The 18,423-nt window shown below is 73.3% G+C and carries 17 protein-coding genes; 11 read left to right on the plus strand and 6 right to left on the minus strand.

Going from position 1 to position 18,423, the window contains the following annotated elements:
* Positions 1-168 precede the first annotated feature (168 nt).
* From OG294_RS37690 to OG294_RS37710, 5 genes are all read left to right on the plus strand, one after another.
* Positions 169-735 carry a universal stress protein gene (locus OG294_RS37690; protein ID WP_327071080.1) on the plus strand — a complete coding sequence of 189 codons (567 nt, stop codon included), beginning with the start codon at positions 169-171 and terminating at the stop codon, positions 733-735.
* Positions 719-1,873: a glycerophosphodiester phosphodiesterase family protein gene (locus tag OG294_RS37695; protein WP_327071081.1), complete on the plus strand. Its 1,155-nt coding sequence runs from the start codon at positions 719-721 to the stop codon at positions 1,871-1,873. Before OG294_RS37690 ends, OG294_RS37695 begins: the two co-directional genes overlap by 17 nt.
* On the plus strand, positions 1,870-3,342 hold the full coding sequence (zwf, locus tag OG294_RS37700; RefSeq protein WP_327071082.1) for a glucose-6-phosphate dehydrogenase: 1,473 nt from the start codon (positions 1,870-1,872) through the stop codon (positions 3,340-3,342). Before OG294_RS37695 ends, zwf begins: the two co-directional genes overlap by 4 nt.
* 9 nt (positions 3,343-3,351) lie before the next feature.
* Positions 3,352-3,825 carry a TIGR00725 family protein gene (locus OG294_RS37705; protein WP_327071083.1) on the plus strand — a complete coding sequence of 158 codons (474 nt, stop codon included), beginning with the start codon at positions 3,352-3,354 and terminating at the stop codon, positions 3,823-3,825.
* 253 nt (positions 3,826-4,078) lie between these two features.
* Complete coding sequence (locus tag OG294_RS37710) at positions 4,079-6,274, plus strand: FUSC family protein (protein WP_327071084.1); 2,196 nt, start codon at positions 4,079-4,081, stop codon at positions 6,272-6,274.
* 1 nt (position 6,275) lies between these two features.
* Here the strand turns inward: OG294_RS37710 and OG294_RS37715 are convergent, their stop codons facing one another.
* Positions 6,276-6,776, minus strand: a complete 501-nt coding sequence (locus OG294_RS37715) for a universal stress protein (RefSeq protein WP_327071085.1) — start codon at positions 6,774-6,776, stop codon at positions 6,276-6,278.
* A 437-nt stretch (positions 6,777-7,213) separates the two neighbouring features.
* Here OG294_RS37715 and OG294_RS37725 point away from each other — a divergent pair, with 437 nt between their 5' ends.
* Entirely contained in the window at positions 7,214-8,056 is an 843-nt protein-coding gene (locus OG294_RS37725) for a bestrophin-like domain (RefSeq protein ID WP_327071086.1), read from the plus strand.
* Positions 8,057-8,159: 103 nt separating this feature from the next.
* Positions 8,160-9,440, plus strand: a complete 1,281-nt coding sequence (locus tag OG294_RS37730) for an urea ABC transporter substrate-binding protein (protein ID WP_327071087.1) — start codon at positions 8,160-8,162, stop codon at positions 9,438-9,440.
* A 286-nt stretch (positions 9,441-9,726) separates the two neighbouring features.
* On the opposite strand, the gene OG294_RS37735 is transcribed toward OG294_RS37730, so the two are convergent.
* Positions 9,727-10,773: an Lrp/AsnC family transcriptional regulator gene (locus OG294_RS37735; protein ID WP_327071088.1), complete on the minus strand. Its 1,047-nt coding sequence runs from the start codon at positions 10,771-10,773 to the stop codon at positions 9,727-9,729.
* Positions 10,774-10,923: 150 nt separating this feature from the next.
* Between OG294_RS37735 and OG294_RS37740 the strand changes: the two genes are divergently transcribed.
* On the plus strand, positions 10,924-12,108 hold the full coding sequence (locus OG294_RS37740; protein ID WP_327071089.1) for a M20 metallopeptidase family protein: 1,185 nt from the start codon (positions 10,924-10,926) through the stop codon (positions 12,106-12,108).
* Between the two features lie 201 nt (positions 12,109-12,309).
* On the opposite strand, the gene OG294_RS37745 is transcribed toward OG294_RS37740, so the two are convergent.
* On the minus strand, positions 12,310-13,350 hold the full coding sequence (locus tag OG294_RS37745) for an IPT/TIG domain-containing protein (RefSeq protein ID WP_327071090.1): 1,041 nt from the start codon (positions 13,348-13,350) through the stop codon (positions 12,310-12,312).
* Positions 13,351-13,546: 196 nt separating this feature from the next.
* Between OG294_RS37745 and OG294_RS37750 the strand changes: the two genes are divergently transcribed.
* A complete protein-coding gene (locus OG294_RS37750) occupies positions 13,547-13,777 on the plus strand; it encodes an RNA polymerase sigma factor (RefSeq protein ID WP_442789290.1) in 231 nt (76 codons plus the stop codon).
* A gap of 7 nt (positions 13,778-13,784) precedes the next feature.
* Here OG294_RS37750 and OG294_RS37755 read toward each other — a convergent pair whose 3' ends face one another.
* From OG294_RS37755 to OG294_RS37765, 3 genes are all read right to left on the minus strand, one after another.
* Positions 13,785-14,630: an oxygenase MpaB family protein gene (locus tag OG294_RS37755; RefSeq protein WP_327071091.1), complete on the minus strand. Its 846-nt coding sequence runs from the start codon at positions 14,628-14,630 to the stop codon at positions 13,785-13,787.
* On the minus strand, positions 14,631-14,912 hold the full coding sequence (locus OG294_RS37760) for a hypothetical protein (RefSeq protein ID WP_327071092.1): 282 nt from the start codon (positions 14,910-14,912) through the stop codon (positions 14,631-14,633).
* Positions 14,913-15,106: 194 nt separating this feature from the next.
* Positions 15,107-16,354: an NAD(P)/FAD-dependent oxidoreductase gene (locus OG294_RS37765; protein WP_327071093.1), complete on the minus strand. Its 1,248-nt coding sequence runs from the start codon at positions 16,352-16,354 to the stop codon at positions 15,107-15,109.
* Positions 16,355-16,947: 593 nt separating this feature from the next.
* Between OG294_RS37765 and OG294_RS37770 the strand changes: the two genes are divergently transcribed.
* Entirely contained in the window at positions 16,948-17,169 is a 222-nt protein-coding gene (locus OG294_RS37770) for a DUF6480 family protein (RefSeq protein WP_327071094.1), read from the plus strand.
* 65 nt (positions 17,170-17,234) lie between these two features.
* A complete protein-coding gene (locus OG294_RS37775; RefSeq protein WP_327071095.1) occupies positions 17,235-18,341 on the plus strand; it encodes a MerR family transcriptional regulator in 1,107 nt (368 codons plus the stop codon).
* The last annotated feature ends 82 nt before the right edge of the window (positions 18,342-18,423 follow it).

Here is an 18,423-nt window from a genome sequence, read left to right on the forward strand (position 1 = left end):
ATGCGCCACCGGTCGGGTCGGTCGGCCGGGATCCACCACCGGGTCGCCCGATCGACCGACCCGTCCGCCCGGGCCCGGCTCCTAGCGTGGAAGGCGGCCCCGCGGCCGGCGACAGCAGCGGACTGCGGGGCCGCACCACGGACAGCAGGACAGCCTGAGGAGCGGAGCATGTCGGTACTCGTGAAGCGTGTGGTGGTCGGTGTGGACGGCTCCCCGGGAAGCCTGCTGGCACTGCGGCGGGCCGCGTACGAGGCGCTGCGCCACCAGGCCGAGCTCTGCCCGGTGCTGGTCTGGGAGCTGCCCGGCGGCGACGCGCCGCGCCCCTCGAAGCCGACCTCCTTCCCGGCCCTCGATGCCCTGTGCCGCCGTTGCGAGAAGGCGGCCGAGAAGCGGCTCGCGGCCGCCTGCGATGCCGCCCTCGCGGACGTCCCGGACGGCCTGCGGCTCTCGCCCGCGGTCCTTCGGGGGCAGCCGGGCCCGGCCCTCGTCGCCTGCTCGCGGCACGACACCGACCTCCTCGTGCTGGGGGTCGGTGGCCACCGCCCGGGTCACCGGTTCCGCCGCCGCTCGGCCCGGCGGTACTGCCTCAAGCACGCCCGGTGCCCGGTGCTCATCGGGTACTCCGCCGTCCAGGGCGGCTGCGTCGACCAGTTGGCGCCACCCGGGCCGGCGGGCGACGCCCGGGGCCGAGGGGTGGGGAGGGCCGGAGGCGGCAGCCATGCACCCGCAGCCTGACCGCTGGGCCGACCGCAGCCGTCGTCCGCTCGTGATCGCCCACCGCGCCGGGGGCGGCGACCTTCCGGAGAACACCCTGGAGGCGGTTCGGGCCGCGGTGGCCGCGCCGGCCGACCTGGTGTGGCTCAGCGTCCAGGTCAGCAGCGACGGGGTCCCGGTGCTCTACCGGCCGGCCGAACTGCACGCCCTCACCGACGGCTGCGGCCGGGTCGGTGAGCACACCGCCGCCGAGCTGACCGCACTCAACGCCGGGCACGCCTTCGTCGCCGCGGACGGCAGCCGCCCCTACCGCGCTCCGCACCGGAAGGCCCGGCTGCCGACCCTCGCGGCGGCACTGGCGGTCGTGCCTGCGCAGACTCCGCTGATCCTCGACCTCAAATCCCCGCAGCCCGTGCGGCTGGTCCGCGCGATCGCCCGGCTCCTGGACGACCGGACGCGCCGGGGAACGCGCGGGTGGGAGCGCATCCGGTTCTACTCCACCGAGCCGTCGGCCCTGCGAGCCGTCCGGCGTGCGCACCCCCGGGTGATGACCTTCGAGGACCGCGACACCACCAGGGGCCGGCTGCTGGCCGCCCGCCTCACCGGCAGCTGCCCCCCGCCACCCGTGCCCGGGCGCTGGGTCGGCTTCGAGCTGCGCCGCGACCTGGTCGTGGCCGAGGACTGCACGCTCGGCCGTGCCTGCGGCACCGTGCACGACGCGGTGCTGTGGGACCGGCGGACCGTGGACTGCTGCCACCGCGTCGCCGGCGTCGCCGTCGTCGTGTTCGGGGTCGACAACGCGTCCGACTACCGCGAGGCCGCCCGGCTGGGCGCCGACGCCGTGCTCACCGACCACCCCGCCGCGCTGCTGGCCGTCGCAGGCCGCCGCGCCTCGGCGCCCTGCGCCGCGGAACAGTCCGTCGGCGCCTCAAGCGGGTCGGATGGCCCATCCGGAGGAAGAACACCGCTGCGTCGTGTCCCGGCCGACGAGGACGACGGGAGGGCCGCACCATGTGCTGTGGACGGACCGACCGCAGGTGCCCTGGCCCGGCGAACCCGTCGCGCTCCCGCCCCCTGTGGCCCCGGCGAGTTCACGGACAGGATCCTCTCCGCGATGCGCGGCGAGTTCGGCGGACACGCAGAGAAGCAGACTCCATGACCACCACCACGCCCGCGGCCCCGACCGCCCCCATGACCACCGACCGCCCCGAGCAGCACGTCATCGTGCTGTTCGGCGCGACCGGTGACCTCGCCCGGCGCAAACTGCTCCCGGGCCTGTTCCACCTCGCCAAGGCCGGTCTGCTCCCCGAGGATTACCGGGTCGTCGGCTCGGCGCCGGCCCAGTACGCGCTCAGCGATGAGGAGTTCCGCCGGCACGCCGAGGATGCGGTGCGGGAGTTCGGCCTCGCCGAGCCCACCGGCGCGAGCTGGCAGGCTTTCGCGGACCGCTTGAGCTTCGGCGCCGCCGACCCGGAGGATCCGCAGCCGCTGCTGGGTGCGGTCCGGGCCGCCGAGCAGGCCATCGGCGGCAGCCCGCGCCGGCTGTGCCATCTGGCCGTCCCACCGGCCGCGTTCACCTCCGTCATCGCCATGCTCGGCGACACCGGCCTGGCCCGCGACACCCGGGTGATCATCGAGAAGCCGTTCGGCACCGACCTCGCCTCGGCCCGCGCGCTCAACGAGACCGTGCACGCCGTCTTCGACGAGTCCCAGGTGTTCCGCATCGACCACTTCCTGGGCAAGGAGTCCGTCGACAACATCCTCGCCCTGCGTTTCGCCAACGGACTGTTCGAACCCGTCTGGAACCGCGAGCACATCAGCCACGTCGAGATCGACGTGCCCGAGACGATCGGGATCGAGGGCCGCGCTTCCTTCTTCGAGGAGACCGGCACCTACCGGGACATGATCGTCACCCACCTGTTCCAGGTGCTCGGCATCGTGGCGATGGAGCCACCCGTCTCCCTCGTCGCGCAGCCCCTGCGCGACGAGAAGGCCAAGGTCTTCAACGCCCTCGAACCCCTCGACCCCGCTGCTGTGGTGCGCGGGCAGTACGACGGCTACCGGTCCGAGCCGGGAGTGGACCCGCAGTCGCAGACCGAGACGTTCATCGCGCTGCGCGCGCAGGTGGACAACTGGCGGTGGTCCGGTGTCCCGTTCTTCCTGCGCTCCGGCAAGTCGATGGCCAAGCGCCGCCAGACCGTCACCCTGCACTTCAAGAAGCCCCCGCGGCGGATGTTCCCCGATGACGCGCACGACGGCCCCGGCGCGGAACGCGGCAACGCCCTGGTGATCGACTTCGACGATCCCGGCTGGATCAGCGCCCGCTTCCTCACCAAGGAACCGGGACCGGCGATGCGGCTCGGCACCGCGGAGATGACCTTCCGCTACGCGGACTCCTTCCGGCGCCGCCACGGCCTGGAGGGCTACGAACGCCTCCTGCTGGACGCGATGCTCGGCGACCAGTCGCTGTTCACCCGCTCGGACTCGATCGAGCGCCTGTGGGAGATCTCCGGCGAACTCCTGGCCCGCCCACGGCCCGTGGAACCGTATGCGCCCGGCTCCTGGGGCCCCGGGTCGATCGACGGGCTCATCGCGCCGCACCACTGGTACCTGCCCGACGACGAGTAGGGAGCAGCGGTGGTCCAGGTGGCGGTCTGCGGTCCCGCGCAGTGCAGTGCGGCCGAGGAGGCGGCGGCCCCGGAGGTCGGGGCCCTGTTGGCGCGCGCGGGCGCGGTCGTCCTCTGCGGGGGTTACGGCGGGGTCATGGCCGCGGTGGCGCAGGGTGCGTCGGGTGCGGGCAGAACAGTCGTCGGCATCCTGTCCGGGGCCGACCGGTCCGGGGCCTCGCCCGGCCTGACCGTCGGGGTGGCCACCGGCATGGGGCAGGCCCGCAACAGCGTCCTGGTCGGCTCCGCGGATGCGGTCATCGTCGTCGGCGGGTCATGGGGGACGCTCTCCGAGGTGGCGATGGCCATGCGGCGAGGCATCGGGCCGGTGGTCACTCTTGGCGGCTGGCGGGTCACCGACGCGCGGGGCGAAGCCGTCCCGGGCCCCGTGGTGGCCGACAGCCCGGCGGTTGCTGTCCGGCTCGCCCTGGCAGGCCGGGGCTGACACGGCGGTGCTCCGGCTCCTGCTCCTGACGCCGGCTGGTAGCCGGTCGGGGCCGGTCGCGGCGCGGGGCCGCCTGGCGTGGAACGCGATGTGACAGGCTGGCCGGACCAAGGCCCGGTCCTGCCGGACGGACCTGGCAGTCAATCAGATCCCCGCCCGGGACACACGCCGGGGACCAGCGGAGTGGACGAGGTGTTCCAGTGGCCGACGGACTGCGCGGACGCCCCGGGGCGCCCCGGCCGGGAGGGCGGCGGTGACGGCCGGGCGGCTCCTCGGCGGCGGGGCACCCGGCAGGTGGCTGCGTGCACAGCCGGAGGGACCGGCGGCGCTGCGGCGGGCGGCGCGGGTGACCGTCGCCGGGTGCGCGGGCTTCTACCCCTGCCGGTACGGCCTCGGCGACTCGGTGATCGCCCTCTACGCCATCTTCGGCGCGCTTCCCCTGAGCCTGTTCTGCCGGATCCCCGGTGGCGCGGCGCAGCGGGCCCGGACCCTGCTGCTGGCGCTGCCCGCCGGCTGGATCCTGGTCACCATGGGCACCCTGCTGGCGGTGCATGCCTGGGCGGCGGCCATCGGCATGTTCGTGGTGGGCTTCGTCATCGCCTTCCTGACGGTGGGCGGACCGCGGCCGGCCGGCCTGGCCATCGCCTTCCAGCTGTTCTACGTGCTGCCCTGCTTTCCCCCGTACGCACCGGGGTCACTGGGCTCCAGGCTCATCGGCCTCACGATCGGGATCGTGCTGGCCGGCCTCGCCGAACGGCTGGTCTTTCCCGGCCCGCCGCCGGTGCCCTACCGGGTGGTGCTGGCCGACGCGGTGGCCGCCGTCGCCGCGTACAGCGGGGCCCTCGCCGACGACCTGCGCAGCCCGGCGACGCCCGCCACGGCGGCGCTCGAGCGGCAGGAGCAGGCCGAACGGGCGTACGAGGCGGCCCGGCCGGTCCGTCAGCCGTCGACCGAACGCCCCACCTCACCCTCGGCCCGGGACCGAGCGCTCAACCAGGCGTGTGCGGCGCTCTGGCACATCCGCGGTCGGCTGGACCGACTGCTCGACGGCCGCGACGGGAAGTCCGCCGCCCCGGCCGCGGCGGCCTTGCTGGATCGCGTCGCGGCGTCCCTGCGCGCTGACGCCGAAGCGCTGTGCACGGGTACCGCCCCGCTGCGCGTCGACGGCCTCGACGCGGCTCTCGGTGTGTTCGACGCCAGTCGCGTCGGTGAGCGGCCGCCGCCACCGGCCACCCGGTTGCTGCGCCACGCGATGGTGCGGGAGGTGGCCACGGCCACCTGGGTGGCGACGGAAGCCACGCGGATCGCGCTCGGCGTGCGGCCCCCGGCCGGGGAGCGGAGCCGACCGTACCGTCAGGTGTTCTGGTACGCGTTCGCACCCGCGCCCGTGCTGTGGTGGCGCCGGCTGGGAGTCCACCTGACGCCCCGTTCGGTCCACCTGCAGAACGCCCTGCGCACCGCGGTGGCGCTGGCCGCCGCCCGCCTGCTGGTCGGTGCGCTCGATCTCTCCCACGGATTCTGGGTGCTGCTGGCGACCGTCAGCCTGATGCGGACCTCGGCCTCGGACACCCGCGCCGCCCTGCGCCCCGCCTTCCTCGGCACGATCGCCGGAGCCGCGGTCGCCGCGCTCATGCTCTTCCTGGTCGGCGACGTGCCCGCCTTCTACGCGGCGCTGCTCCCCGTCCTGATGCTCGTCGGCTTCACGCTGGGGCTGGTGTGCGGGCCGGCCTGGATGCAGGGCCTGTTCACGCTGACCTTCATCGTGATCTTCAGTCAGCTCTCCACTCCCAACTGGCACCTCTCGGAGGTCCGGCTCACCGACGTCCTGATCGGCGGGGTGGTCGGAGGCGTCGCCAGCCTGCTCGCCTGGCCCAAGGGCGGCTACGGCGCGCTGCGCAGGGACATCGGCGACTTCCTTGCCCGCGGTGCCACGGCGTGCCGAGCCGTGGTCACCGAAGTGAGCGGCCCGGCGACGGACGAGGACCCGCTGCGCCCCGCGCGCCGCGCGATGCTGCTCGCCGACGCGTCCTCCGCGCAGTACCAGTCGGAACGCACCCACCAGTACACGGCGTCCTCCGGCTGGGAGGCGGCCCTGGCAGCCGGCCATTTCATCGTCTACGGCGGTGACTTCCTCCTGGTCCGCCACCGGAGCGAGGGGCTCGCACCGCTGCCCCCGGCCGCGGTGGCGGCGCTCTCGGCCCTGTCCGAGAGGGTGGCGGCGATGGCCCTGCGGACCGCGGACGCCTTCGGCACCGGGGACGTCGCGCAGGCGGAGCGGACACCGGAGTGCCTGCCGGGCGGGTCGCACCCCCTGGAGGTCGCCGAGCAACTGCTCCCGGAGGTGACGGAGACCCACCTGTTCCTGGCCTCCGTCGAGGCCTGGCTGCTGGGAGTGTCGGACGACCTGTCCCAGTACCGCCGGGCCGTGACCGGTTCGACGACTGCGTAGATCATTGCTGGTGCGTGCGGCTCGGCGCACCCGGCCGTGGACGGCGCTGGCGTCGGCCGGCACTCTCGGGGAGGCAGGTGATCAGGACCGGGCAGCGGGCATGGACCAGGCAGTGCCGGTGGACGGAGCCGGACAGGCCCCGGCGCAGCACTCCGCGCGCGTCGGACCCCAGGACCAGCAGGTCGCCCTCCTGGTCGGCACCGGCCACCAGGACGGCACCGGGACGACCGCGCACGATGCGGGTGACGATTTCGGGGCTGTCCGTGAAGCCGGCAAGAGCCTGGTCACGCGCGGCGCGCAGCTCGGCCCTGGCCAGGTCGCCCCGGGCCTCGCACAGCGCGACCGAGGCGGGCCACCGCACGTACACGGCCTCGCCCCCGGGCGGGAGGGCGTGCAGCAGCCACAGGGGCGCGCCGGACAGCGCCGCCTCCTGGGCGCCGTACCGCAGCGCGCTCACGCTGGCGGGTGAACCGTCGACTCCGACAACGACACGGTTGATCATGATCGACATCCCCTGTTCCCGGTATCGAAAAGGTCCCGGCGAACGGACAGTCCCGGCGAACGGACAGTCCCGCACGTCCCCTGACGGAGACGGCGACTGCCTTCAGCGTTTCGCTGCGGCCAGGGCCTGTCTGTCGTCCGATCAGCCCCCTGGCAGGGGGAAGGCCTCGCTCTGGTGCGGGACAGGGCCGTGCCCGGCGTCCCCTGGCCGGGAACCGGTCCTGGTCATCCAGGGCGGTGGTGAAGTACGAACCGGTGGAGACCGGGGCCAAGGGCCAGTCGCCGCCGTAGAGGGTGTGACCGGGGGCTGCGAAGGCCTGCAGGGACGGGAGGGCGGTGGGACTGCCGGACGGCTGGCGGCCGGGGCGCGGGCGTGCGAGCCTGGCAGGCGGCGCGGTCAGGGGGTTTCGAGCGGACAGGACGACGGGACCGGTCACGATGCACCTGCTTCAGACGGCCGAGGCGGCGACGACTCTCAGCTGCCTGGCGGCCCTGTGGCTGCTGCCCGCCTCGCGGCCGGTCTGGCTCGCCACCGCGCTGCGGATCATCGGGATCGTGGCGCTGGCGGATCTGATGGTCCCGCTCGGGCACTGGCTCTTCCCCAGGAGCCTGGCCAGCAACGACAACGGCCTCATGGCCGTGATCCTCGGGCTGGTCGGCACGCTCTTCGGTCTGATGGTCGCCTTCGTCGTCGTGGTGGTCTGGCAGTCGATGTCCGATGCCGACTCGGTGACGGCCCGCGAGGCCAACGCCCTGGCCGATCTGGAACGCGTCTCGCGGGGGTTCCCGGTGCGCATCCGCCGTCAGGTCCAGGGCGCGGTGCGCACCTACGCGCGTCTGGTGATCCACGACGAGTGGCCCGCGCTGGCGCACGCGGGTGCCAGCGAGCGGGCCGGCGCCGCGCTGGCCGAGCTCTGGGAGGTCTACACACTGATGGGCCAGCCGGAGCGCGGCGATCCGCTGTACGCCCATTCCATGGCCCTGCTGACGAACCTCGACGACTGCCGGCGCCAGCGGCTCCTGCTGGCCGCCAAGCGCATCCCGACCGCGTTGTGGATGCTGATGGCCGCCGACTCGGTCATCATCGTGGCCATGGCCCAGGCGTTCGGCCTGTCGGGTCAGGCGCGCGACCGCCTCGTGATGATCAGCATCGTGGGCACGATCGCCCTGGTGCTCTTCCTGATCGGCGAGCTCGACGCCGCGTTCAGCGGTGACCTCAAGGTCAGTCCCGCGGCGTTCAGCACGGTCCTGGCGTCCCTGCAGAACCTGGAGGACTACTGACCGTGTCCCGGTTCCGCCAGGCCCCCGCCCCGGCCCACACCCCCGCCCCCGACCCCGACCCCGCCCACACCCGCAGACGCCGGCACGCGCCCGGGAGCCCGCCGTGAGGCGCAACCGCGCTCCGCAGCCCGCGCGCGTCGGCGTGCTGCACTCCCTGACCGGGTCGGTCGCGCTGAGTGAACTGCCGGTCGTCGACGCCACCCTGCTCGCCATCGAGGAGATCAACGCGAGCGGCGGACTCCTCGGCCGGACCCTGGAGCCCGTCATCGCCGACGGCTGCTCGCAGGGGCCGGCCTTCGCCGAGGCGGCCGAGAGCCTGTTCACCGGCGACGGTGTCTGCGCCGTCTTCGGCTGTTACACCTCCGCCAGCCGGCGCAGCGTCATCCCGGTCATCGAGGCGCATGACGCGATCCTGCTCTATCCGACCTTCTACGAAGGCATCGAGTCCTCCGAGCACGTCGTCTACGGTGGTTCTACGGCCAACCAGTGCGTCATCCCGGCCGTCAGCTGGTTCCTGGACAACCGCGGCCGGGACTTCTACCTGATCGGCTCCGACTACGTCTACCCGCGCTCGGTCAACGCCGTGGTCAAGGACCTGCTCGCCGCGCTCGGCGGCCACGTGGCGGGTGAGGTCTACGTGCCGCTGGGCCAGAGCGACGTCGCCCCGCTGGTGCGGGCCATCGCCGACGCCAAGCCGGGGGTCATCCTGAGCACGCTCGTCGGCGACACGAACATGCCCTTCTTCCGCGAACTGCGCGCCGCCGGGATCAGGCCCGCGAGCACCCCGACCCTCTCGTTCGTCATCGGGGAGTGCGAGCTGCAGCATCTCGACCGGGCGCAGATGGCCGGCGACTACCTCGCGTTCAACTACTTCCAGTCGATCGACACCCCGCAGAACGCCCGCTTCGTGGAGTCCTTCCGGGCCAGGTACGGCCAGGAGCGCGTTGTCGGCGACACGATGGCCGCCGCCTACAACCTCGTCCACCTGTGGGCCCAGGCCGTCCGGGCCTGCGGCAGTACACGTCCCGCCGACGTGCGCCGGGCGATCCGCGGCCAGCGCAGGGCCGGCGCGGAGGGGACCCTCTACGTCGACGAGGAGAACCTCCACCTGTGGCGCAAGGCGCGGATCGGCCGCATCCGCGCGGACGGGCAGGTCGACGTCGTCTGGACCTCGGAGAACCTGATCCGGCCGATGCCCTACTCGCCGTACCGCACCCGGCGCGAGTGGCACGAGATGCTGGCCGAGCTGCACGCCGGCTGGGGGGCCAGCTGGTCCAGCCCGGTACCGCCCGACACGCCGCGGGCCCCCTCCTGGGTGGCCCCGCCGAAGCCGAACCGTGCGAGCTGCCGGCGCTCGCACACCGCCTCCAGGGCCCGGGCCTGACACCTTTCGTCAGCGGGGAACGCATCGGGCTCGAATGTACGGCCGGGGATGTTTCCGCAATTCACTTTCCTCGCCTGGGCGATAGGAAATTTCTCGCCGATGCGAAAGTCTGTCATCAACTATGGTTTCTGGCAGACGAATTGAGGTAGTACCAAGCGCTGTTGTGCGGCACCCGGTGAATTCCGTCCCGACACCGCGCTGAAGGGAACGCCGCAGGAGGTCCAGCCGGCCGAGCTGGGCTGAGGACTCGGTAACTCGCCTGCGTGCCAGCTGATCTGAAAGCACGTCAGGAGACCGTGTTCGGGTCCCGCCAGATGTCCATCGGGACGGCGCGGACCGCGCGGCCGTCGGCGTCGAGGATCCGGCCCATCCGTTTCACGGTGCGCAGGGAGACGCGGCGCTCGGCCACCCGGAGGTCGGGGAACCTGCGGGCGAGGACGCTTTCCAGTCGCTGGACGTCGGCGAGGGAGCGCTGCCAGACGGAGAGGATGAGGTTGTGCGTGCCGGTGACGGACACGCACAGCCGGATCTCGGGCAGTCTGGCGAGCTGCGGGCCGACCTCGTCGAGCCGGTCCGGGGGAAGGTCGGCCCGGAAGGTCGCCAGCACCGGTCGGCCGGCGTCGCGGGCGGCGATCTCGCAGCGGAAGCGGATCGCGTCGGAGGCGGCCAGCCGGTGGAGGCGGCGGCGCAGCGTGGAGGGGCTGAGCCCGGTGGCGGCGGCCAGCTCGGCCTGGTCGAGGCGGCCGTCGACGCCCAGTCTGATGAGCAACTCCCGGTCTTCTGCGCGGACTTCGGCTCGTGCTCCGGACGGGGTCCCGGTGCCGCCCTGCTGATCGTCGTGCAGTTCCACGCGCTGGGCGGGGTCCAGTGAGTCCAGTCGCCAGCGGATCCCCTCGGCGTAGAAGCCGGTCGCCAGGTGGACGCGGACGGCGTTGACCCCGGGCAGGCGGCCGAGCCGTCCGGTGGTGTAGCGCGAGAGCCTCGCGAGGTCGGTGAAGGCCGCGGTGACGACGAGGTCGCAGCCCTGGGAGAGGTGCTCGATGGTCATCACGTGCGGGTCCTCGGCCAGGTCGTCGGCGATCTGCCGGAGCCGGTCGGGCGCGCAGTCGAGGTCGAGGTAGGCGACGCACCCGGGGTCCTCGGGGTGCGGCAGACCGTAGGCGGTCACCCAGGCGATGCCGGCCTGCGAGAGCCGGTGCCAGCGGCGGGCGGCGGTGACCGGGCTGATCCCGAGGGTCTGGCCGAGCAGCGCCCAGGGTGCCCGGGGCCGCAGCTGCAGCGCGTTCACCAGGGCGAGGTCCAGCTCGTCCACGGTCACATCGGTGCCGGTCACCGTCGAGTGCCGGTGGATTCGTTCATCGGAGGGCCTTCCCCTGGCGTGATCCTGCGGAATCGCGGGAAACTCCCGCCGCGAGATCCAGAATCACGGATCAAGATCGCTCTGCACAAGTTCCCGCCCCGGGCGGGTCCGATGGAGGTACCCGTGTCCTTGTACGACGACGCTCTCGCGCTGGCCCCGGACCTGGTCCGGCTCCGGCACGACCTGCACCGTTTCCCCGAGCTGGGACTGGTGCTGCCGCGCACCCAGGAGCGGGTGCTGCAGGCCCTCGACGGCCTGCCGCTGGAGGTGAGCCTGGGCGCGTCGCTGAGCTCGGTCACCGCGGTGCTGCGCGGCGGCAAGCCGGGTCCGGTGGTGCTGCTGCGCGGTGACATGGACGCTCTGCCGGTCGTCGAAAAGGCGCCGGTGCCGTTCGCCGCCGCCAACGGCGCCATGCACGCCTGCGGACACGATCTGCACACCGCCATGCTCGCGGGCGCCGCGCACCTGCTGGCCGCACGGCGCGAGCAACTGCACGGCGACGTCGTGTTCATGTTCCAGCCCGGCGAGGAGGGTTGGGACGGCGCCGGCGCCATGCTGGCCGAGGGCGTGCTGGACGCGGCCGGCCGACACCCCGTCGCCGCCTACGCCCTGCACGTGGTGTCGGCCATGCCGCACGGGGAGTTCAGCTCCCGGAGCGGGCCGATCCTCGCGGCTTCCGGTTCGCTGAAGGTCACCGTCCACGGTGCGGGCGGCCACGGCTCGGTGCCGCACCGGGCCAAGGACCCCATCCCCGCGGCCTGCGAGATGGTCACCGCGCTGCAGACCATGGTGACCCGCCGGTTCGACGTGTTCGACCCGGTGGTGGTGACCGTCGGGCTGATCCAGGCCGGCACCCAGCGCAACATCATCCCCGAGACCGCCTACTTCGAGGCGACCGTGCGCACCTACTCCGCCGAGGCCGAGTCCAAGGTCGCCGACACCACGGTGGAGCTGGTCCGGGCCATCGCGGCCGCCCACGGCCTGCGGGCCGAGGTCGAGTACGTCCCCGGGTACCCGGTGACCGTGAACGACGGGGCCGAGACCGACTTCCTGGCGGACACCGTCCGGGAGGTCTTCGGGGAGGAGCGCTACCGGACGCTGCCGAACCCGGCCACAGCGGCTGAGGACTTCTCCCGGATCCTCGACGCCGTTCCGGGCTCGTTCGCCTACGTCGGCGCCGCCCCGAAGGGGGTCGACCCGGAGAACCTGCCGGCCAACCACTCGCCCTACGCGGAGTTCGACGACGCGGTGCTCCCCGACGGCGCCGCGCTCTACGCCGAACTCGCCGCCCGCCGCCTCGCGGCCTGAATCCTTGCACCAGGGCGTGATCCAGCGCGCCATCGGCGCAGGCGAGTTCGGAGGTCATGACGGGGGTTTTCGGCTCGGGGATCACGGACGTGAGGGCCGTGGCATCATCGCGCGATCGCGCGCCGGAGAGGCCCGGTTCACACCGGACCCCCGGTCCCGGGCCACCCCGCGCCGAGCAGCCGGATCGCCCGGCCCGACCGGTCAGCCGGTGTAGGTGTACTGGTCCCCGCTCACCGCCGGGCTGAGCCCGCCTGCCGTGAGCACCTGGACGTCGACCGTCCCGGTACCCGCCGGAGCCGTGGCGCTGCACAGGTTGGTACCGCAGGAGGAATCGGCGGCCGGCCTGCCGCCGACGAGGACCAGGCCGCCGGCCAGATCGCTACCCGCCAGGTAGATCGTGTTGCCACCGGCGGTCGGCCCGCTCGTGACGTCCAAGGCGGTCAGCGCGGGGGCCGGGGGCGCGGGCGGCGGCGGGCCCGTGTACAGGAAGGCCGACGGGGTGTACGCGGTGCCGCCGGGCGTGACCACCGTGACCGGGACGAGGCCCCAGCCGCCGGGCGCGGTTGCGGTGCAACTGGTGTCGGTGCAGGAGACGTTGGTGGCCGGCGTGTCGCCGAAGAGCACCATGCCGTTCGCCAGCGAGGTGCCCGTGATCGTCACCACGGACCCGCCGACCCCGGGGCCGGTGCTGATGTCCGAGCTGACGGCGCGCGGCGCCGCGGGGATCACCGGCGGCGGGGCGGTCTCACCGCCGATGCCCGCGGTGGCCACGTTGTTGGCCGGATTGCGGTCGCCGGGGTTGGACACGGTCGCGGTGATCACGCCGGGCGGGATGGTGAGGGCCGAGGAGACGCGCGCCTGCAGGAACTCGGTCTGACCGGGCTTCTGGGTACCGGTGTACAGGGCGGTGAGGTGGTGGCCGTCGGGCGAGATGCTGTAGCTGAAGGTGAAGGTCTGTTCGTCGGTGATCATGGGTATGCCGATGGTCATCCAGGACGGCAGGTCGAGGGTGATCTGGGTGGGCCCGGTGGTGTCGGCGGTGCCCACCGCCGTCCAATGGACGTCCACTTCGCCGTAGCGCGGGATGACCTCGGGGTAGACCGCGACGGCCTCATCGGCCCCCTGGGCGGGAGCGACGCTTGCAGTGGGAGCCGTCGGCGCAGCGGCGGCGGCCGGCACGGTGCCCGCCAGGGCGCCGGCCATGGCGAGTGCCGAACAGGCCAGGCCGAGTTTGAGCTTCATCTGGTTCCCCTCTCGAAGCTTTCACGGAGCCTCCTTATATCGCACCCGGACGCCAGTTCGACGGCCTGTAAGGAAATTGACAGACCATCAAGACTGCTTTGAGCCGCCGCCCTTGACGTGCCGACGATCTCGCCCGCACCACGCCGCTGCCCCGGACCCCGTCCCTCGGCTGGGGGGAACGGATCCCGGCGACACCATGGGCCACGCGGACCGGTTGCTCCTGGAGAGCGAGCTGGCCCGGCTCCCGTGGCCTCAGTTGCGGGTGTTGCGGCTTGTGCACTACGCGGACCTGACCCATGTCCAGGTGGCCGAGCGCACCGGCCTGCCGCTCGGCACCGTGAAGAGCCACGTCCGGCGCGGGTTGGCCGAGCTGCGACGGCGCCTGGCCGAACACGGCTCGTCCACCGCCTTCCCGGGCTCCGGATGACGTGCGATCAGGACGGTCCGGCCGACCAGCGCCTGCGCGCCGCAACCAGGTGCGGGCCCGCGCGCCAACCGTCCGGCAGACCCAGCAGCGCGGTGCGCAGGGCACGGGCCTGGGCGCTTGCCAGGGCATCGGTGACCGGCCAGCCGGGGAAGCCGTACATCCGGCGAGCCCAGCCCGGCAGCAGGGCGAACCCCAGGGCGACCAGGGCGCCCCAGGCGGGTTGGGCCGGCGTCGCCCAGCGGACCCAGGCCGGGAACGGCGGGGCGAAGACGAACCGCACCGCCTGCTGCGCGGCCGGGGTGACTCGCAGGTCGCCGCGTACCTGCCGGACATAGGCGTCCATCGCGGCGACGCTGTCCGGCACCGGGTAGTGGTCGGGCACGCCGACCAGTCGGGCCACCTGTGCCTGCTCACGCAGGTAGGAGTCCGCGTCCGCCGCCGACAGCGCCAGCCCGGACCGCCTGGCGACGTCCAGGAACGAGGCCACCTCGCTGCAGTGGACCCAGACCAGAAGGTCGGGGTCGTCGGCTCGGTAGTCGCGTCCGGTCACCGGGTCGGTGCCGTGCACCCGGGTGTGCACCCGGCGCACCCGGCGGACCGTCTCCCTGACCTCCTCCCCGGTGCCGTAGGTCACCGCGCCGATGAAGAAGGCCGTGCGGCAGAGCCTGCCCCAGGGGTCCTCGCGGAACACGGAGTGCTGCGCGACGCCGGCCATCGCCACCGGGTGGAGCGCTTGGAGAAGCAGTGCGCGCAGGCCTGCCGGGCCCATCGCGGGGTCGGCGTGCACCCGCCAGGAGACCGAGGCGGGCCCGAACAGGCCCGCCTGCGGCACCTCGTCGAGTCGGTCCGCCATTCAGTCGGCCTTGCTGCGCTGCTCACCGAACCACGGGGTGTCGGTGCCCACCGCGGCCGGCTCGTCCCGCTCGTAGGTCGCGAGCGCGAGGCCGAGGCCGAAGAAGGTCGGCGCCCATTCGCCGACGAAGATGCCCCAGCGGTCGGCGCGCTCGACACCGGCCTGCTCGGCTTTCATCGATGCCAGCCAGCTGACCAGGGACAACCCGACGGAGCCGAAGGCGGCGGCGTAGGCGTGCTCACTGGTGACTCCCGCCTCGTGGAGCTTTCGCACGATGGTCATCGCTCGGTCCTTCCCCAGTGCCGGGAAACCGCGGTGCGGCTTCGCTGATACGTCGAGGATCTTCCGCGCGGGGCGCGAACGCCCACTCGCATCGCTTCCGCAGAGGTTGCCGAGGGACGCTTCGGCATCCGCTCGGCAATCGGCCGGCAGCCGGACCCGATCGGCCGGCTGATGCGGCCCTGCGGGCTGACCGGTCAGCCCGCCCGTCCCGCCGCGAGATCGGCGAGCACCTCGCGCGCCGCGCGCGCCCCCGACGCCAGCGCGCCCTGCACCGAACCGGTGCCCCGGTGGTCGCCACAGACGTACGAGCGGCCCGGAATCACACGTGTGCTCCGGGTCAGCGGACGGGGCGCCGGCATGGCGGGCAGCGCGGCAGCGATCCGGTACTCCGCCAGCGGCTGCCAGCCAGAGGTGTCCGTCTCGTAGAGCTGGGCCAGCCGGGCCCGGACGGTCGCCTCCTCGGCGTCGACGCCGAGGACCGAGGTCGAGATCAGCGCCCGGCCGTCCGGAGACAGACCCGGCACCACCTCGGACAGCACCACCGAGTTGAGCAGCGTGCCGTCGGAGTCCACCACCAGGACGGGTTCGCGCAGCGGACTGCCGGGGACGGCGTGGTAGAAGGTCGTCACGGCCCGAGTCGGTGGGACGGTCAGACCGGGCAGCAGCCGCGCGGCGCCCTGCGCGTCCGTCGCGACGACCACCGCGCGGGCCCCGATCTCGGAGTCGTCGGCAAGTCGCACGCCGTCGTCGGTCACCTCCGCGACGGCCGCTCCCAGTCGCAGTACGCCCGGCGGGAGGCCGGCCGCCAACTGCTCCGGGACCGCACCGATACCGGCCGCGGGCAGGCACAGGGTCCCGCGCAGCATGCTGCGCCAGTACAGGTGGAAGACCCGGCTGGAGGTCTCCAGCGCGTCCTCCAGGAAAATGCCGGCCAGGAAGGGGCGCAGGACCTGGTCCACGGTGGCGGCGGACACTCCGGCAGCGCGCAGTGCCCGGTCGGTCGGCACATCGCGGCCACGACGAAGGACGGCCGCGGGGAGAACCAGGTCGCGGGCGCTGATCAGGCCCAGGGCCAGCACATCCCCGAGCGGGGCCAGCCGGCCGGGCAGCAGGTCGGCCGCCAGATCCGGGCGCCGCGACGGGTCGGCGAAGCGGAACCGTCCGCGCGCACCGGCCAGGACGAACCCGGGAGTGAACGGACGAAGCCGTAGAGCCCGGAGGTCGACCCGGCGCTTGACCTGCGGATACGAGGTGTTGAAGACCTGGAATCCGCGGTCGAGCCGGAAACCGTCCACCACGTCCGTGCACATGCGGCCACCGACCCGGTCCGAGGCCTCCAGTACCTGTACGCTCAGGCCCGCCCGTGCCACGTCCAGCGCACAGGCCAGACCGGCGAGTCCGGCTCCGACCACCACCACGTCCACCGCAGAGCCAGCGCGCACCGAGGTCCTCCCACCGTCCGGTTGTCCGGAATCCAGTCTGGAGTTGCCGTGCTGTTCCGGGGCAGCGGACGCGCCGGGCCTCTACGCGCACTCGCTGATCGCTCGCGGCGCGGAGCGGCCAACGGTCACCATGCACGGCGCCGCCGCGTGCGTGGGCCCACACACGCGTGCGGCCGACCGGCCGCCCGTGCGGATCGCCAGGCTGAGACCGCGCGACTCTGCACCACGCGGCGGGTCGTGCGGCTCCTGCGGCCTGCGCATGGGCAAGCGATGCGAAAACGCTGCGAGAAGCCTTCGGCCCGACACCTGGAGGACGCTGAAGACAGCTGGGCGACCCTGGGTCCGACCGAGGAGGTGTGCCCACGGTGACCGTACCGCTGACCGTTCGGGAGCGGAGCCTGCTGAACGTGATCGAAGAGCGGCCGCGCCACGAGGAGCCGGAGCTCGGGCGGCCGGAGTCCTCGTCGCGGCAGCCGGGGTCCCGATCGCCCTCGTGCCGGCCGCCATCACGGCCGCAGCGCTCGTCGCGGCGTCCGTCCGCCTCGCCCGATTCCAGGGCCGCTGACCGGTCCATGTCCGTCAGGAGGATCCCCATGGCTGCGACCGACCCCGTCGTGGCGCCCGGCCGCCGGGCCGCCACCGGTGCACAACCCGCCGAGACCCCCGAGTGTGAGGCCTCCACCTGCGCGGGGATCTCCACCCCGGAGGCCGTCGAACTGCACGACGCCTGGCCGGGATGGATCCCGCTGCTGGTCATCGCCGCGATGGTGGTCAGCTGTGCCGGCTTCGCGGTCGGCCGGATCTTCGGGTGGTGAGCCTGGCGGGTTCGCCGAACGTGCCGTCCAGCGAGTGGCAGCCCGGCCACCGTAAGCTCCGCACCGTGCCTGAACCCGCCACGCCGCAGCCGTTCGCCGAGGTGAGCCTCACCACCGGCGGGGTGGCCCGTCGACTCGGGGTGTCGCCTACCACCGTCCGTTCCTGGGAACGCCGTTACGGCATCGGACCCGCGCACCGGGAGGCCGGACACCACCGCCGCTGGAGCCCACAGGACATCGCCGTCCTGGAGGCCATGTGCCGACTGACCGCCCGGGGTGTTCCTCCCGCCGAGGCGGCCCGGGCCGCCCTCGCCTCCGCCTCGGCCCTCGACACGCGGTCCGGCATCCGCCCGGCACTCCAGGGCCGGCACCCGTCGACGCCGCGGCCCGCGGAGGGTCCGCTTCCGCCGAGGCGGACCACCGGGGCCGCTGAGCCGCCGAGCGGCGCGTTCCGCCCGAAAGCGCCCGGCTCCACCGCCCTGCCGGTCGGCCCGGTCCGGCCCGAGTGCCGGGGCCTGGCCCGAGCCGCCGTCCGGCTCGACACCCCCGAGGTGGCACGGATGCTCCGTGCGGTGGTCGACGATCTGGGTCCGATCACGGCCTGGACCGAGGTGATGATGCCGGCGCTGCGTGCCGCCGGGCGGAAATGGGCGGCCGACGGCGAACGGTACGTCGAGGTGGAGCACCTGCTGTCCTGGCACGTCTCCAGCGCTCTGCGACATATCGCCGACCGCCCGGACACGACGCCGGACGGCCCGCCCGTCCTGCTCGCCGGCATGCCCGCAGAACTGCATACCCTGCCCCTGGAAGCCGTGGCCGCAGCCCTCGCCGAACGCGGACTCCCCTTTCGGATGTTCGGACCGGCGGTCCCCCCGCAAGCGCTGCTGGAGGCGGTACGCCGCACCGGACCAGCCGCCGTCATGCTCTGGTCCCAGACCCGGCAGACCGCCGACCGGACCCTGGCACTCCGCGCGGCGCAGACAGCCTGGGGCGGCCGCGGATCTCGCGCCCGCCCCGTCATCCTCACTGCGGGCCCCGGCTGGGCCGGTACCAGCAGCCCCCAAGGCTTCCTGCACCCCCGCGACCTGCGTGGCGCCGTGGACCTGCTGGCGCAGCTGCTCGCAGGCGGACCGCCAAGCACCGCCAAGCCGAACGCCTGCGAGGCGCGATGATCGTCGGCGATGAGCACGTGGCCTGCTCGGCAAGATCGTGATCAGTCACCGCGGCGACCGCAAGCAGATCCAGGCCTGACCG

It is taken from the genome of Kitasatospora sp. NBC_01302 (assembly GCF_035976515.1).
GTDB lineage: Bacteria > Actinomycetota > Actinomycetes > Streptomycetales > Streptomycetaceae > Kitasatospora.